This is a genomic window from Bacillus sp. JZ39 (genome assembly GCF_053903145.1).
Genome location: NZ_CP096389.1, coordinates 1,567,359 through 1,584,488 on the forward strand (window position 1 = coordinate 1,567,359; position 17,130 = coordinate 1,584,488).

The 17,130-nt window shown below is 43.5% G+C and carries 14 protein-coding genes, 1 riboswitch and 1 other annotated feature; all 14 genes read left to right on the forward strand.

All coding sequences use genetic code 11. The annotated features are described in order from the left end of the window. The first annotated feature begins 274 nt into the window (after positions 1–274). The 14 genes from M1D65_RS08225 to ileS all read left to right on the forward strand — a co-directional run bounded on the left by M1D65_RS08225 (position 275) and on the right by ileS (position 17,110). Positions 275–4,576: a bacillopeptidase F gene (locus M1D65_RS08225; protein ID WP_153256744.1), complete on the forward strand. Its 4,302-nt coding sequence runs from the start codon at positions 275–277 to the stop codon at positions 4,574–4,576. 193 nt (positions 4,577–4,769) lie between these two features. Continuing rightward, positions 4,770–5,699 (forward strand): sigma-E processing peptidase SpoIIGA, encoded by a 930-nt coding sequence (gene spoIIGA, locus M1D65_RS08230; protein WP_003232163.1) that lies wholly within the window; start codon positions 4,770–4,772, stop codon positions 5,697–5,699. 62 nt (positions 5,700–5,761) lie between these two features. Further along, positions 5,762–6,481, forward strand: a complete 720-nt coding sequence (gene sigE, locus M1D65_RS08235; protein WP_003221446.1) for an RNA polymerase sporulation sigma factor SigE — start codon at positions 5,762–5,764, stop codon at positions 6,479–6,481. Between the two features lie 139 nt (positions 6,482–6,620). Continuing rightward, positions 6,621–7,403, forward strand: a complete 783-nt coding sequence (gene sigG / locus M1D65_RS08240; RefSeq protein ID WP_009967190.1) for an RNA polymerase sporulation sigma factor SigG — start codon at positions 6,621–6,623, stop codon at positions 7,401–7,403. Positions 7,404–7,550: 147 nt separating this feature from the next. Then, positions 7,551–8,345 carry an ABC transporter ATP-binding protein gene (locus tag M1D65_RS08245; RefSeq protein WP_029317772.1) on the forward strand — a complete coding sequence of 265 codons (795 nt, stop codon included), beginning with the start codon at positions 7,551–7,553 and terminating at the stop codon, positions 8,343–8,345. A gap of 12 nt (positions 8,346–8,357) precedes the next feature. Continuing rightward, positions 8,358–8,459, forward strand: a riboswitch (TPP riboswitch). Between the two features lie 87 nt (positions 8,460–8,546). Beyond that, entirely contained in the window at positions 8,547–9,827 is a 1,281-nt protein-coding gene (ylmB, locus tag M1D65_RS08250) for an N-formyl-4-amino-5-aminomethyl-2-methylpyrimidine deformylase (RefSeq protein WP_153256745.1), read from the forward strand. Between the two features lie 82 nt (positions 9,828–9,909). Next, positions 9,910–10,155 carry a YlmC/YmxH family sporulation protein gene (locus M1D65_RS08255; protein ID WP_003232153.1) on the forward strand — a complete coding sequence of 82 codons (246 nt, stop codon included), beginning with the start codon at positions 9,910–9,912 and terminating at the stop codon, positions 10,153–10,155. A gap of 159 nt (positions 10,156–10,314) precedes the next feature. Further along, the gene (gene pgeF / locus M1D65_RS08260; RefSeq protein WP_041850854.1) at positions 10,315–11,151 is read left to right on the forward strand and encodes a peptidoglycan editing factor PgeF; all 837 of its coding nucleotides are present in this window, start codon (positions 10,315–10,317) and stop codon (positions 11,149–11,151) included. A 6-nt stretch (positions 11,152–11,157) separates the two neighbouring features. Next, the gene (locus M1D65_RS08265) at positions 11,158–11,850 is read left to right on the forward strand and encodes a YggS family pyridoxal phosphate-dependent enzyme (RefSeq protein WP_003245324.1); all 693 of its coding nucleotides are present in this window, start codon (positions 11,158–11,160) and stop codon (positions 11,848–11,850) included. Then, positions 11,847–12,302: a cell division protein SepF gene (sepF, locus tag M1D65_RS08270; protein ID WP_003244791.1), complete on the forward strand. Its 456-nt coding sequence runs from the start codon at positions 11,847–11,849 to the stop codon at positions 12,300–12,302. The genes M1D65_RS08265 and sepF overlap by 4 nt, the downstream gene beginning before the upstream one ends. A 6-nt stretch (positions 12,303–12,308) precedes the next feature. Beyond that, positions 12,309–12,581, forward strand: coding sequence for a YggT family protein (locus tag M1D65_RS08275; protein WP_003221463.1), 273 nt, complete (start codon positions 12,309–12,311; stop codon positions 12,579–12,581). Between the two features lie 60 nt (positions 12,582–12,641). Beyond that, the gene (locus tag M1D65_RS08280; RefSeq protein ID WP_015383612.1) at positions 12,642–13,415 is read left to right on the forward strand and encodes a YlmH family RNA-binding protein; all 774 of its coding nucleotides are present in this window, start codon (positions 12,642–12,644) and stop codon (positions 13,413–13,415) included. 93 nt (positions 13,416–13,508) lie between these two features. Next, a complete protein-coding gene (gene divIVA, locus M1D65_RS08285; RefSeq protein WP_003221468.1) occupies positions 13,509–14,003 on the forward strand; it encodes a septum site-determining protein DivIVA in 495 nt (164 codons plus the stop codon). Positions 14,004–14,065: 62 nt separating this feature from the next. Beyond that, positions 14,066–14,292, forward strand: a binding site (T-box leader). Positions 14,293–14,344: 52 nt separating this feature from the next. Then, positions 14,345–17,110 (forward strand): isoleucine--tRNA ligase, encoded by a 2,766-nt coding sequence (gene ileS / locus M1D65_RS08290; RefSeq protein ID WP_041850853.1) that lies wholly within the window; start codon positions 14,345–14,347, stop codon positions 17,108–17,110. The last annotated feature ends 20 nt before the right edge of the window (positions 17,111–17,130 follow it).

Consider the following 17,130-nt stretch of genomic DNA (forward strand, 5'->3'; position numbering starts at 1 on the left):
GTCCTTTTTTGTTTTTCTCTTCACACTTTCCTTCTTATAAAGTCTTTTTTCCTATTGCTTCCTTCGCTTAGTAACAAAACAGATAATTAGACCCATTTATTTTTGTGACATTTTTATCATTTTCATATATATGGAAATTGAATGACATGAAACGACAATATCTGTAATTCAGATTGTCTACAGTTAATATACAGCGATGTTCTGACAAACCATTCATTATTAAAAGGAGGGACGACACTTTTTTTAAAAAGCATGTTGAAAAAGGGGGATGAAAATGAGGAAAAAAACGAAAAACAGACTCATCAGCTCTGTTTTAAGTACAGTTGTCATCAGTTCACTGCTGTTTCCGGGAGCAGCCGGGGCAAGCAGTAAAGTCACCTCACCTTCTGTTAAAAAGGAGCTTCAATCTGCGGAATCCATTCAAAACAAGATTTCGAGTTCATTAAAGAAAAGCTTTAAAAAGAAAGAAAAAACGACTTTTCTGATTAAATTTAAAGATCAGGCTAACACAGATAAAGCGGCAAAAGCGGCTGTTAAAAAAGCGAAATCGAAGAAGCTGTCTGCCGCTAAGACGGAATATCAAAAGCGTTCTGCTGTTGTGTCATCTTTAAAAGTCACAGCCGATGAATCCCAGCAAGATGTCCTAAAATACTTGAACACCCAGAAAGATAAAGGAAATGCAGACCAAATTCATTCTTATTATGTGGTGAACGGGATTGCTGTTCATGCCTCAAAAGAGGTCATGGAAAAAGTGGCGCAGTTTCCCGAAGTGGAGAAGGTGCTTCCTAATGAGAAACGGCAGCTTTTTAAGTCATCCTCCCCATTTAATATGAAAAAAGCACAGAAAGCTATTAAAGCAACTGACGGTGTGGAATGGAATGTAGACCAAATCGATGCCCCAAAAGCTTGGGCACTTGGATATGATGGAACTGGCACGGTTGTTGCGTCCATTGATACCGGGGTGGAATGGAATCATCCGGCATTAAAAGAGAAATATCGCGGATATAATCCGGAAAATCCTAATGAGCCTGAAAATGAAATGAACTGGTATGATGCCGTAGCAGGCGAGGCAAGCCCTTATGATGATTTGGCTCATGGAACCCACGTGACAGGCACGATGGTGGGCTCTGAACCTGATGGAACAAATCAAATCGGTGTAGCACCTGGCGCAAAATGGATTGCTGTTAAAGCGTTCTCTGAAGATGGCGGCACTGATGCTGACATTTTGGAAGCTGGTGAATGGGTTTTAGCACCAAAGGACGCGGAAGGAAATCCCCACCCGGAAATGGCTCCTGATGTTGTCAATAACTCATGGGGAGGGGGCTCTGGACTTGATGAATGGTACAGAGACATGGTCAATGCCTGGCGTGCGGCCGATATTTTCCCTGAGTTTTCAGCGGGGAATACGGATCTCTTTATTCCCGGCGGGCCTGGTTCTATCGCAAATCCGGCAAACTATCCAGAATCGTTTGCAACTGGAGCGACTGATATCAATAAAAAGCTCGCTGACTTTTCTCTTCAAGGGCCATCTCCATATGATGAAATAAAGCCGGAAATATCTGCACCGGGCGTTAATATTCGTTCATCCGTTCCCGGTCAGACATATGAGGATGGTTGGGACGGCACATCAATGGCAGGGCCGCATGTATCCGCTGTTGCTGCACTGCTGAAACAGGCGAATGCCTCACTTTCTGTTGATGAGATGGAGGATATATTAACCAGCACGGCTGAACCGCTCACGGATTCAACATTTCCTGATTCACCGAATAACGGATATGGCCATGGTCTGGTGAATGCTTTTGATGCTGTATCCGCTGTTACAGATGGATTAGGGAAAGCGGAAGGACAAGTTTCTGTAGAGGGGGATGACCAAGAGCCTCCTGTCTATCAGCATGAGAAAGTAACTGAAGCTTATGAAGGTGGCAGCCTGCCACTGACTTTGACAGCTGAAGACAATGTGAGTGTGACATCTGTAAAGCTGTCCTACAAGCTTGATCAAGGTGAATGGACAGAAATAACGGCTAAACGAATCAGCGGTGATCATCTAAAAGGAACGTATCAGGCAGAGATCCCAGATATAAAAGGAACTAAACTAAGCTATAAGTGGATGATTCACGATTTTGGCGGTCATGTCGTTTCGTCTGACGTATACGATGTAACAGTGAAACCAAGCATCACGGTGGGATATAAACAGGACTTTGAAACTGCACCCGGCGGCTGGGTTGCGAGCGGAACAAATAATAACTGGGAATGGGGAGTTCCGTCAACTGGCCCAAATACAGCAGCATCCGGAGAAAAAGTATATGGAACGAATTTGACAGGAAATTATGCCAACTCAGCAAACATGAACCTTGTTATGCCTCCTATTAAAGCACCTGATTCAGGAAGTCTGTTCCTTCAATTTAAAAGCTGGCACAATTTAGAGGATGATTTTGATTACGGCTACGTTTTTGTTCTTCCGGAAGGTGAAAAGAATTGGGAGCAGGCTGGTGTCTATAACGGAAAGACATCAAGCTGGACGGACGAAGAAATTGATTTATCGGCTTATAAAGGCCAAAACATTCAAGTGATGTTTAACCTTCAATCTGATGAAAGCATTGCAAAAGAGGGCTGGTATATTGATGATGTAGTGCTTTCTGACAAATCAGCCGGAAAAACAGTCAAAAAGAATAAGCTGGGCGTCGAAAAGCCGTCTGGAAAGCAAAAGAAAAAGCCAGTAAATCCGAAAAAGGCTAAGCCATCTGCAAACACAGCGGTAAAACATCAGAACAAGGCTATACAGCCTCAAGTTTTGCCGCTCAGGGCACAAGTCAGTGTAGTGGAAACAGGAAAATCAACATATTCAGATCAATCCACAGGGCAGTACACGCTGAAGCACAAAGCGGGAGACTATACGCTTATGGCAGAAGCATATGGTTATCAGTCGAAAACACAAAAAGTATCTTTAAAGACGGATCAGACGACACAAGCTAATTTTACGTTAGAAGAGATGAAGAAGGGCACATTAAAAGGCACGGTCATCAATAAAACGACAGGAGAGCCGGTAAAAGGCGCTTCCGTTTATGTTGTAGAGGATGCTGCGGTGGAACCGGCTATGACAAACGACAAAGGTGAATATACGCTGGAGGCCTATGAAGGCGCTTATACGATTAAAGTCGCTGCACCGGGTTATTACAGTGATGAATTTTCCGTTGAGTTAAAAGGTGACGTTACAAAAGAAACTGCATTGAAGCCTTTCGTCGGTTATCCCGGTGAAATTGCATATGATGACGGAACAGCGGAGAATGCCAATTCCTATTTTGCTGCCGGGAACGGATGGGCAGTAAAAATGACGCTCGCTGACGGCAAGGACAAAGGCATGCTTACAGGAGGGCTGTTCAGATTCTGGGATACAGAGTTCCCTGATCCCGGCGGCACAGAGTTTAAGGTTGAGGTATACGATGCCACAGGAAAAGACGGAGCACCGGGCAAGAAAATTGCCGGGCCATTTAACGCTGAAGCTCTTCGCAATGGCGAGTGGACTAAGGTAGATCTCAGTTCAAAAGGGATTATGGTCGATAAAGACTTTTATCTCGTATATATCCAGTCAAAACCTGATCCGTATTCACCTGGACTGGCAATGGATGAAACCGGCAAGAATTCCGGCCGCAACTGGCAGTATATAGGTGGACAATGGGAGCCGGGTGACGAAGCAGACGGTAACTATATGATTCGCGCATTAGTTAATTATGAAGCTGCTGTACCTGAGATTACTTCACCGACAGACAAATCATACACAAATAAGGATAGCGTCACTGTAAAAGGAAAAGCTTCTCCTAGTACAACGGTACACATTTATAATGGAGAGAAAGAAGCAGGAGAAACGAAAGCTGCTACGGATGGCACGTTCCATGCAGGCATCAAACTCAACAAGGGTGAAAATGAGCTGACGGCAACCGCATCAACTGACAACGGAACAACGGATGCCTCCAGCCCAATCACGGTCACGCTTGATCAAGAAAAGCCTGAATTAACGCTGGACACTCCAAAGGATGGCGGGAAAACAAATAAAGAAACGCTGACTGTCAAAGGGGCAGTATCCGATGACCATTTGAAAGACGTCAAGGTGAATGGCAAAAAAGCAACAATAACTGATGGTTCATACTCAGCCCGGATTCTTTTGGAAAATGGAAGCAATGAAATCAAGGTGATTGCTACAGACTTAGCAGGCAACAAAACGACGAAAAAGGCTGTCATTGATGTCAATTTTGACAAGCCTGTCATTTCCGGCTTAATTCCGGGAGAGGATAAAAACTTAAAAGCCGGTGAATCTGTGAAAATCGCTTTCTCAAGCGCTGAGGATTTGGATGCAACGTTTATCATTCGTATGCCGCTGACGAATGCAAGAGCGAGTGTGCAAAACGCCACCGAGCTCCCGTTAAGAGAAATCTCTCCGGGGAGATATGAAGGCTATTGGACAGCCACTTCTTCTATTAAAGCAAAAGGAGCAAAAGTAGAAGTGATCGTCCGAGATGATTATGGAAATGAAACAAGAAAAACTGCGAATGGAAAACTTAATATCAACACAGAAAATTAAGTGGAAAAAAGCTGCCGTCATTGGCAGCTTTTTTTATATCCTCTCATTATACTTCCTCGACAAATTAAGCAGATTTCCCTGAAAAATTGTATTTTCCTCTCAACATTAATTGACAGACTTTCCCACAGAGCTTGCTTTATACTTATGAAGCAAGAAGGGGAACAGCGTGAGGCAAGAAAGAAAGGAGTCAGATGTGAAAATCTATTTAGATGTCATTTGGCTGTTAAACTTTTGTTTTGATGCACTTTTGCTTTTGCTCACGGCATTTATTTTAAAACGGCATGTAAAAAAAAGAAGACTGGTAGGCGGAGCGTTCATCGGTTCCAGTATTGTCCTTTTGATGTTTACTCCTTTTTCGCCGATTGTTGAACATCCGGCTGGGAAGCTAGCTTTTTCAGTTGTGATTGTGGTGGTGACATTTGGCTTTAAAAGATTTCGGTTTTTCTTTCAAAATTTGTTTTCCTTTTATTTTGCCACTTTTTTAATGGGGGGAGGAATTATCGGAGCCCATTCTTTGCTGCAGTCAAATTCTATTGTTCAAAACGGTGTTATGATTACCAATCAAACAGGGTTTGGAGACCCGATCAGCTGGTTGTTTATTGTTGGGGGCTTTCCAGCATTATGGTTTTTTTCTAAAAGAAGAATTGAAGATATTGAAACAAAAAACATTCAATATGAGGAACGAGTCAGCGTGCAGGCAGATTTGGGCAGCCAAACACTTCATGTCAGAGGCCTGATTGATTCCGGTAATCAGCTGTACGATCCTCTTACAAAAACACCGGTAATGATCATTTACATTGATAAACTGGAGCCGATTTTCGGAACAGCCGAAACGATGATCATTCGAAACACAGACCCATTGGAAGCCATCGAACAGCTCGATGATTCCTTTCGCTTTTTAGATAAAATGAGGTTGATTCCATACAGGGGAGTTGGTCAGCAAAATCAATTTCTATTATGCGTTAAACCGGATCACGTAACGATTATGACAAAAGAAGAAATGATTTCTGCAGATAAATGTTTAATCGGCATCAGCACAACAAAGCTGTCGGCAGATGGAGAGTTTGACGCGATTATTCATCCGAAAATGCTTTCGGGCAAGGCTGTCAAACACGTTTCATAATGTTCGCAAATGTCCGTTACTTATCATACTCAAACGGCGTGACATTTAGAAGGGAGAGGAAGATGAAAAAACTGAAATTACGGTTGACGCACCTCTGGTATAAGCTGCTGATGAAACTTGGGCTGAAAAGTGATGAAGTCTATTACATAGGCGGGAGTGAAGCCCTGCCGCCTCCATTATCTAAAGATGAGGAGCAGGTTTTGTTAATGAAGCTCCCAAACGGCGATCAGGCGGCGCGCGCCATTCTAATTGAACGCAATTTGCGTCTGGTCGTATATATCGCCCGTAAATTTGAAAATACGGGAATTAATATAGAGGATTTAATCAGCATCGGTACCATCGGTCTAATCAAAGCTGTGAATACATTCAATCCAGAAAAGAAAATCAAGCTTGCTACCTATGCCTCCCGGTGTATAGAAAATGAAATCCTGATGTATTTAAGAAGAAATAACAAAATCCGTTCAGAGGTTTCCTTTGATGAACCGCTTAATATTGATTGGGACGGCAATGAGCTTTTGCTTTCTGATGTGCTCGGCACTGACGATGACATCATCACTAAAGACATAGAAGCTAACGTCGATAAAAAGCTTTTGAAAAAAGCGCTTGAACAGCTTAATGAGAGAGAAAAGCAAATCATGGAGCTGCGGTTTGGGCTTGTCGGTGAAGAAGAAAAAACCCAAAAGGATGTAGCGGATATGATGGGGATTTCTCAGTCTTATATTTCGCGGCTTGAGAAAAGAATTATAAAAAGATTGAGAAAAGAGTTCAACAAAATGGTGTAAAAAATTTTATGGTTAGAACCCCTTGATTTTACAGGGATTTCCTGATTTCGACAGTTTTTCGGTCTGAGTGCAGTGCATATTTTTCCCACCCAAGGAGATACTTAACGTTGTACAGCAGCTCCTGTAGGGAGGGAAAAAAGTGTCGAGAAATAAAGTCGAAATCTGCGGGGTGGATACCTCCAAATTACCAGTACTCAAGAATGAAGAGATGAGAAAGCTGTTTAGGCAGCTGCAGGATGAAGGCGATGATTCAGCAAGAGAAAAGCTTGTAAACGGGAACTTGCGTCTTGTCTTAAGTGTCATTCAACGATTTAATAACAGAGGGGAGTATGTTGATGACTTATTTCAAGTCGGCTGCATCGGACTAATGAAATCCATTGATAATTTTGACCTAAGCCACAATGTTAAGTTTTCAACATACGCTGTACCTATGATTATCGGAGAGATCCGCAGGTATTTACGTGATAATAACCCGATCCGTGTCTCAAGATCACTCCGGGACATCGCTTACAAGGCGCTTCAGGTAAGAGAGCGGTTAATCAGTGAGACAAGCAAGGAGCCGACTGCAGAAGACATCGCAAAAGTTCTTGAAGTACCGCATGAGGAAATTGTATTTGCGCTTGATGCCATCCAGGATCCGGTTTCTCTATTTGAACCGATCTATAACGACGGCGGAGACCCGATCTATGTGATGGACCAAATCAGTGATGAGCGTAATACAGATTCACAATGGATTGAAGAGCTGGCTTTAAAAGAGGGCATGAGAAGGCTGAACGATAGGGAAAAAATGATTTTGAGAAAGCGATTCTTCCAAGGGAAAACCCAAATGGAAGTCGCCGAGGAAATCGGAATTTCTCAAGCGCAGGTGTCCAGACTTGAAAAAGCGGCTATCAAACAAATGAATAAAAATATTCATCAATAATGAAAAGCCTTTAAAACGATGTTGTTTTAAAGGCTTTTCTATTGATTATGGATGGTTTACGTTTTGGAAAAAGTAAGGTATCCTAGTTCGTACAAAGTTTTATGAAAATTAAAACAATTATAAAAGGCAATAAAGAGGAGGACCACGATGATTTTGCAGCTTGACAATGTCTCACTAAAACGGAATGGGAAATGGATACTGAGAGATATTCATTGGAAGGTGGAAGAAAAGGAAAATTGGGTGCTTTACGGCCTAAATGGCGCCGGGAAGACAGCGCTGTTAAATATGCTTTGCTCATATTATTTTCCAACATCAGGCGAGATGCAGGTGCTCGGCCATGAATTTGGCAAAACAGAGCTTGGGGAAAAGCTCAGACGTAAAATTGGCCTCGTCTCAGCAGCTCTTCAGCAAAAATTGTATCCGGCAGATTCAGCCTTTGAAATTGCTTTGAGCGGAGCTTACGCTTCGATTGGGTTATATGAAACGCCAAGTAAGGAAACCAGGGAAAAAGCGATAGGTTTGTTAGAGGACTTGGGAGCAATTGAATATGCCGATCGCCGCTATGAAACCCTTTCTCAAGGGGAAAAACAAAGAGCATTGATTGCTAGAGCACTAATGGCCGATCCGGAGTTGCTGATACTGGATGAACCAGTCACAGGACTGGATTTTATTGCCCGGGAAAAGCTGTTAGATACGATTACATACATTGCAAACAAAGAAAATGCACCATCTATCCTTTATGTGACTCATCATGCTGAAGAAATTTTGCCTGTCTTTGATAAAGCCCTTTTATTAAAACAGGGAGAGGTCTTTGGATCCGGAGAAATAAAGGAAATGCTTACTGATCAAATACTCTCCGCTTTTTTTGATACGCCAATCCATGTATTATGGAATCAGGATCGGCCGTTTTTAACAAGAGCTGAGCCGATAACGAATGCCTGACAAACATATATAGATTCATCCTAGGGGTGCTTTGCGAAGCTGAGAGAGACTTTGTCTCAACCCTTTTGACCTGATCTGGATCATGCCAGCGGAGGGAAGCGGTGAAAAGCGGAGTACATCGGACTCCGTTTGTTTTTATTAAGCCGTTTCATCACATTTGAAACGGCTTTTTTGATTTTAAAGAATAGGAGCGGATTTACATTGGATCAACAAATAGACTCTTTGCTCAAAAAAGTGGAAGAACATAAGGAGGAGCTTATTCAGCTTGCGAAAACGCTGATTTCTTATCAAACACCTGCTCCGCCTGCAAGAAATACAGAGGGCATTCAGTCATGGATTGCGGGATATTTAAATGAATTGGGATTCTCGATCGACAAATGGGATGTGTACCCTGGAGATCCCAATGTTGTAGGGAAGCTAAAAGGAACAGATTCAGCAGATTATTATAGCCTGATTATCAATGGCCATGTAGATGTGGCAGAGGTAAAAGAGGATGAAAAATGGGAGCATGATCCATTTCATCCAATTGAAAAAAACGGTCTCTTAATCGGTCGAGGCGCTTCCGATATGAAGGGCGGAATGGCGTGTGTGTTGTTTGCTGTCAAATTGATTCGTGAAGCAGGCATTGAACTTCCAGGTGATCTGATTCTGCAATCGGTTATTGGGGAGGAAGTTGGAGAAGCCGGCACACTTGAATGCTGCAAGAGGGGCTACCACGCTGATTTTGCAATTGTCGCGGATACGAGCGATATGCATATTCAAGGCCAAGGGGGTGTCATTACAGGCTGGATCGAAATCAAAAGCAGTCAAACATTTCATGATGGAACGAGACGGAATATGATTCACGCAGGCGGAGGAACATTCGGAGCAAGCGCAATTGAAAAAATGGCAAAAATCATTGCGGGGCTCGGTGAACTTGAGCGCCACTGGTCCATTATGAAAAGTTATCCTGGTTTTAAACCCGGCACAAATACGATTAATCCGGCAGTTATAGAAGGCGGCAGACATGCGGCTTTTATAGCGGACGAATGCCGGTTGTGGATCACAGTCCATTTTTATCCGAATGAAACCCATGACCAAGTGGCAGCGGAAATAGAAGATTACGTCAATCGGCTGAGTGACAGTGATATTTGGCTTAGGGAAAACCGCCCTGTATTCAAGTGGGGAGGCTCATCTATGATAGAAGACAGAGGAGAAATTTTTCCGGCATTGGAAGTTGACCCTGGCCACCCAGGCGTCTTAGCGCTAACTGCCTCTCATCAGAAAGTGAAACGGGAGTGTCCAATTATTGACGTTTCTCAATCAGTTACAGATGGCGGATGGCTGTATGATGCCGGTATTCCATGCGTAATATACGGTCCTGGAGATCTGCACAATGCACACTCTGTGAACGAGAAGGTATCGATTGAGCAGCTAGTAGAGTATACAAAAATTATACTCGATTTTATCATCAGCTGGTGCAGCCGGAAAAAAGAACAATGACATGAAAATTTCTTCTTGCTGACAAGGTTCAGCCTGCCCGTTCATATACTTGAACAAAAGGACGGAAAAAGGACGTGATGGAATGATCAGCATTTCAGAATTTCAGGTAAAGGATGTCGTCAATGTCTCAAACGGAAAAAAGCTGGGGAGTATTGGTGATATTGATATCAATGTGACCACTGGAAAAATTCAGGCGATCATACTCGGAGGAAATGGGAAAGTTCTCGGATTTTTTGGAAAAGAAGAGGAATTGGTCATTCCATGGCGAAATATAGTAAAAATCGGGGAAGATGTAATCTTAGTCCGATTAAGTGAACCACATGCATAAACCTGCTTGTCTGCCGAAGATTGGAAAATGCCGGAAGTCTCGATTCTTCCGGCACATTTCATTTAGAAATATGCAAATCGGCGCTCAACGAATGCAGTAAGATGTGGTAAAATAAGTGGGAAATTCCGCTTTAAATGTTTGTCGAAAGGTTGGATCATCATGAATACATATCACCCATTCAGTCTTACCACACCCTCGACACTCATGATACAAGACTGGGCTCAAACGAATCAAAACAACAAAGAGGTCATTGCCGGATTTACGACAAAAAACGGCGGTGTCAGCCAAAAGCCTTTTGAATCGTTAAATACAGGATTGCACGTTCATGACAAAGATGCAGATGTAGTTAAAAATCGTGAATATATTGCCGATATGTTTAATACTGATTTGCAGTCTTGGGTATTCGCTGATCAGACACATGATAATCGCGTTCAGAAAGTGACGCAGAGGGATAGGGGAAAAGGCGCCCGTGAGTATCACACGGCTCTAAAAGCAACGGACGGGCTCTATACAAATGAAAAAAATGTATTTTTAGCATTATGCTTTGCTGATTGTGTGCCTCTTTTCTTTTATGATCCGGTTCAGTCGCTTGTCGGAGTCGCCCATGCCGGGTGGAAAGGCACCGTCAAACAGATTGGCAGAGAAATGGTGAAGCAATGGACTGAGAAGGAAGGTTCAAATCCCTCAGATATTTACGCTGTTATTGGCCCGTCTATCAGCGGTGCATGCTATACGGTAGACGACCGCGTCATGGATGCTGTCCGCGCATTGCCGGTTTCAGCAGACCTTGCCGTTAATCAGACGGCAAAGGCACAATATCAGCTTGATCTGAAAGAGCTGAACCGTCTTATACTGATGGACAGCGGTTTGGCAAGTGAACAAATTTCTGTCAGCGGTTTATGCACGGAAAGCGAGCCGTCTCTTTTCTATTCTCACCGCCGCGATCAGGGGAAAACTGGACGGATGATGTCCTTTATCGGAATGAAGGAGGCATAAAAGATCTTGCGTGTTGTTGATAATTTACGACATATAAACGAACGAATAAACGAAGCATGTAACAGATCGGGCCGCAGCTCCGATGAAGTTACGGTTATTGCAGTCACTAAATATGTATCGCCTGAAAGAGCACAGGAGGCAGTAGATGCTGGCATCACCTGCCTCGGAGAGAATCGGGATGCGGAACTGCTCCGCAAACAGGAATTGATGAAAGGGAATCCGGAATGGCATTTTATCGGCAGTCTGCAATCAAGAAAAGCAAAATCTGTCGTCAATTCGGTTTCCTATATCCATTCCCTAGACCGGCTCTCATTAGCGAAAGAAATTGAAAAACGGGCTGAAGGCACTGTACGATGCTTTGTGCAGGTCAATACCTCTCTTGAGCCTTCTAAACACGGCATGAAAAAAGAAGAAGTCATTCCATTCATACAGGAGCTTTCCGGTTTCGAACATATCCTTGTTGCCGGGCTGATGACAATGGCTCCGCTGACTGATGATCAAGATCAGATCAGAAGCTGTTTCAGGTCGCTGAGAGAACTCCGTGACCAGGTTCAGAAGCTGAACCAGCCGAACGCTCCGTGTACTGAACTGTCGATGGGCATGTCAAATGATTTTGAAATTGCAATTGAAGAAGGAGCTACTTATATTAGAATCGGCTCATCGTTAGTCGGAAATGAAACAGGGGGTGTACAGCAATGAGTATGAAAAATAAACTGAAAAACTTTTTCTCAATGGAAGATGAAGAATACGAATATGAATATATTGAGACAGAGCGGGAATCTCATGAGGAGCATGAGCAAAAAGAAAAGCCGGCTTACAACGGGAATAAACCTGCGGGCAAACAGAATGTAGTGAGCTTGCAAAGTGTTCAGAAATCCTCTAAAGTGGTGTTGAGTGAGCCGCGCGTTTATGCGGAGGCGCAGGAAATAGCCGACCATTTGAAGAACCGGCGGGCAGTTGTCGTCAATCTTCAGCGGATACAGCATGACCAGGCGAAGCGGATTGTTGACTTTTTAAGCGGAACCGTTTATGCCATCGGCGGCGATATTCAAAGAATCGGCTCAGATATTTTCCTCTGCACGCCTGACAACGTAGATGTATCAGGCACAATTTCTGAGCTCATATCTGAAGACGAACATCAGAGGTGGTAAAGCGAGATGATCCTTTATCAAGTTTTTTCGGTTTTAAGCTTATTAATCACAATATACTCATTTGCCCTGATCATATATATTTTTATGTCATGGGTGCCGAGTACGAGGGAAACAGCAGTCGGGCGTTTTTTGGCTTCGATTTGTGAACCATATCTCGAACCATTCAGAAAAATCATTCCTCCGATTGCAATGCTGGATATTTCACCAATCGTAGCAATACTTGTGCTTCGGTTTGCGACAACCGGCTTGTGGGGGCTTTATCGCATGATTGCGTTTTAATGTGACAGTTTGATAGGGGCTTGGCAGCAGCCAAGCCTCTTTACATAGAAGGGAAAGACGATGAGCGATATATATCAGCACTTCAGAAAAGACGAGCGGGCCTTTATTGATCAGGCGCTCGAATGGAAAAGAATTGTCCAGGAGCAGTACCGGATGAAGCTGACCGACTTTTTAGATCCCCGAGAGCAGGTCATCCTCTCTGCTGTTACGGGACAGGCTGACGTCGGGCTTGCTTTTTCCGGCGGCTATGACAGAGCGGAGCGAAAACGGGCGATTCTGTATCCAGAGTACATTACTCCGGAAGAATCGGATTTTGAATTGCAGGCGTTTAACGTCCGTTATGCTGACAAGTTTGTCTCAGTAGATCATCGTTCTCTGCTTGGTGCATTAATGGGCATAGGATTAAAGCGGCAAAAATTCGGTGACATCGTGTTTTCTGAGACAGCAGTGCAATTGATTGTCTCAGCCGATACCGCTGATTTTGTGGCTGCACAGCTGACCCAAGCAGGCAAAGCGGCGGTCAGCCTAGAGAAAATCGACTTGTCAGACCTTAACATTCCAGCAGTTGATGTCGAAATAAGAGATGACACGGTTTCTTCTTTAAGGCTTGACGCCGTCTGCGCCTCTATGAGCAGGCAATCCCGCCAGAAATCACAGACGCTTGTGAAAAACGGCCTTGTGAAAGTGAACTGGAAGGTGGTTGAAGATCCTTCATACATAGTCGCGGAAGGGGACATGCTGTCAATCAGAGGTTTTGGCCGGTGCAGCTTAACAAAAATCGAAGGGAAAACCAAAAAAGACAAATGGAGAGTTACGTTTGAACGACAAAAATAGTCGGTTTTTCAGTTTTTTTCTCCATCTGTGCGAAATTTGTTTTATAATGTGAACTAGATAACCGTACTGAAATGTAAAAATGGAGGTGGCATCATGCCATTAACGCCAAATGATATTCACAACAAGACGTTTACAAAAAGTTTTCGCGGATATGATGAAGATGAAGTAAATGAATTCCTAGCCCAAGTCAGAAAAGATTACGAAATTGTTCTCCGCAAGAAAACTGAGCTTGAAGCGAAAGTCAATGAGCTTGATGAAAGAATCGGACACTTTGCCAATATTGAGGAAACATTGAATAAATCAATTTTAGTTGCTCAAGAAGCGGCTGAAGACGTAAAACGCAATTCTCAAAAAGAAGCAAAGCTGATCGTTCGGGAAGCGGAGAAAAACGCTGATCGCATTATCAACGAATCGTTATCAAAATCAAGAAAAATTGCAATGGAAATTGAAGAGCTGAAAAAACAGTCTAAAGTGTTTAGAACACGTTTCCAAATGCTGATTGAAGCTCAGCTTGATCTTCTGAAAAATGACGATTGGGATCATCTCCTTGAGTATGAAGTCGACGCTGTATTTGAGGAAAAGGAATAAATTCTCTGATTATCTTGACATTTTCTTAGCTTGTCGAATATAATACGTTCATAAATTCAGATGAAAAAACGGTTGAAAGGGACAGTCATGTTTCCTTCAGGCCTTCATAGCGACCCGGAGATGGTGAGAGTCCGGGATGGCCGGAATCATGTAGATCAGCCCTTTAGTTTCCTTGCTGAACTCACAGTAGGTTAGGACGTTCATCACGTTACGATGCTCAAGAGGAAAAAGTGTATGCTTGCTTTTTCTAAAAGGGTGGTACCGCGAGATAAGCTTTCTCGTCCCTTATGGGATGAGAGGGCTTTTTTTATTTTCTGAAAAAATGCAGTGGAGGAATGAAAATGGATTTTAAAGACACGCTCTTAATGCCGAAAACAGATTTCCCGATGCGTGGAAATTTGCCAAACCGGGAGCCTGACATTCAAAAAAAATGGGAGGAAGAGGATATCTACCGTCTTGTTCAGGAACGGACGAAAGACCGCCCGAAATTTGTTTTACATGACGGACCTCCGTATGCAAACGGCGACATCCATATGGGCCATGCACTTAACAAGATTTTGAAAGACTTCATTGTCCGCTATAAATCAATGAGCGGCTACAACGCACCGTATGTGCCGGGCTGGGATACACACGGATTGCCAATTGAAACAGCTCTGACAAAAAACAAAAAGGTCAACCGCAAAGAAATGTCAGTAGCGGAATTCCGCAAACTATGCGAAGAGTACGCTTGGAAGCAAATCGAGGGACAGCGTGAGCAATTCAAACGTCTTGGTGTCCGCGGTGACTGGGAAAACCCATATGTGACATTAAAACCGGAATACGAAGCGCAGCAAATCCGCGTATTTGGTGAAATGGCAAAACGAGGCTACATTTACAAAGGCCTTAAACCGGTTAACTGGTCACCTTCAAGTGAGTCTGCTCTGGCTGAAGCCGAGATCGAATATCAAGACAAACGTTCAGCATCTATTTACGTCGCTTTTGGTGTAAAAGACGGAAAAGGCGTTCTTGAAAACGGCGAGCGCATCATCATTTGGACAACAACGCCTTGGACAATTCCGGCGAACCTTGGAATCTCAGTGCACCCTGATCTTGAGTACAGCGTGATTGCAGTAGGTGAAGACCGCTTTGTCGTAGCAAGTGCCTTAGTCGAAAATGTTGCATCGGCATGCGGATTTGATCAGTATGAAGTGACAAGAACGGTCAAAGGGAAAGACCTTGAGAACATTATCGCTGAACACCCGCTATATGGCAGAGACTCTCTCGTTATGCTTGGTGAACACGTAACAACTGATGCCGGAACAGGCTGTGTTCATACAGCGCCAGGACATGGGGAAGATGACTTTATCATCGGCCAAAAATACGGATTAGATGTGCTTTGCCCGGTTGATGAAAAAGGTGTAATGACAAGCGAAGCTCCTGGGTTTGAAGGCATGTTCTATGATGATGCAAACAAAGCGATCACACAGCAGCTCGATGAAAAAGGCGCACTTGTGAAGCTTGAATTCATTACTCACTCTTATCCGCATGATTGGAGAACAAAAAAACCAACCATTTTCAGAGCGACAGCGCAATGGTTTGCGTCTATTAAAGATTTCAGATCAGACCTGCTGGATGCCATTAAAGAAACCAAATGGGTTCCTGAATGGGGCGAGCAGCGTTTGCACAACATGGTTCGGGACCGCGGAGACTGGTGTATTTCCAGACAGCGTGCGTGGGGTGTGCCGATTCCGGTATTTTACGCTGAAAACGGAGAACCGATTATTACAGATGAAACCATTGAACATGTTTCTGAATTGTTCAGACAGCACGGATCAAACATTTGGTTTGAAAAAGAAGCAAAGGATCTTCTTCCGGAAGGCTTTACGCATCCTGGCAGCCCGAACGGCACATTTACAAAAGAACAGGATATCATGGATGTTTGGTTTGATTCAGGCTCTTCACATCAAGCAGTGCTTGAAGAACGTGATGACCTCGTTCGCCCGGCTGATTTATACCTAGAGGGATCTGACCAATATCGCGGCTGGTTTAACTCTTCTCTTTCTACAGCAGTAGCCGTAACAGGGAAAGCGCCGTATAAAGGTGTGCTCAGCCATGGGTTCGCACTGGATGGAGAAGGACGCAAGATGAGTAAATCAATCGGTAACGTTGTTGTTCCGGCTAAAGTTATGAAACAGCTTGGTGCCGACATCTTAAGATTATGGGTATCTTCAGTGGATTATCAGGCGGACGTTCGCGTGTCTGACGCCATTCTAAAGCAGGTTGCGGAAGTATATCGTAAAATCCGCAACACGTTCCGTTTCCTTCACGGCAACCTTTTCGATTTTGATCCAAAAACAAATGCGGTGGCTGTCGAAGATCTTCGTGAAGTGGATCAGTATATGCTGATTAAGCTGAACAAGCTGATTGATAAAGTGAAAAAAGCGTATGATGAGTACGAATTTGCGGTTGTGTATCACAGCATTCATAATTTCTGCACAATCGAATTGAGCTCATTCTACCTTGATTTTGCAAAAGATATTGTCTACATCGAGCATGCGGATCATCCGGATAGACGCAGCATGCAGACAGTATTCTACGAAACGCTTCTTGCATTAGTGAAGCTTTCAGCGCCTATCCTTCCACATACGGCAGACGAATTGTGGTCTCATTTAACATTTGTTGAAGAGCAGAGCGTTCAGCTGACCGATATGCCGGAAACAATCGCGGTTCCAAACAGTGAAGTGACTGAAGAAAAATTTGACCGCTTTATGGCTCTTCGTGATGACGTGCTAAAAGCATTAGAAACTGCGCGAAATGAAAAAATTATCGGTAAATCTTTGGAAGCAAACCTGAAATTGTATCCAAACAAAGAAAACAAAGAGCTCTTGGCTTCCATAAAAGAAAACCTTTCTCAGCTGTTTATTGTGTCTGAACTGACAATCAGCGAAGAAAATGATGCGCCGAACGATGCGCAAAGCTTTGCGACGGGTAAAATCGCTGTCGAGAAAGCGGAAGGCGAAATGTGTGAGAGATCACGTGTGATTTCAAAAGATGTAGGTGCAAATCCGAAATATCCTACACTTTCATTACGCAACGCTGAAATCGTTGAAAAATACTATCAAAAATAATGAAAAGGGCCCGGCGTAAA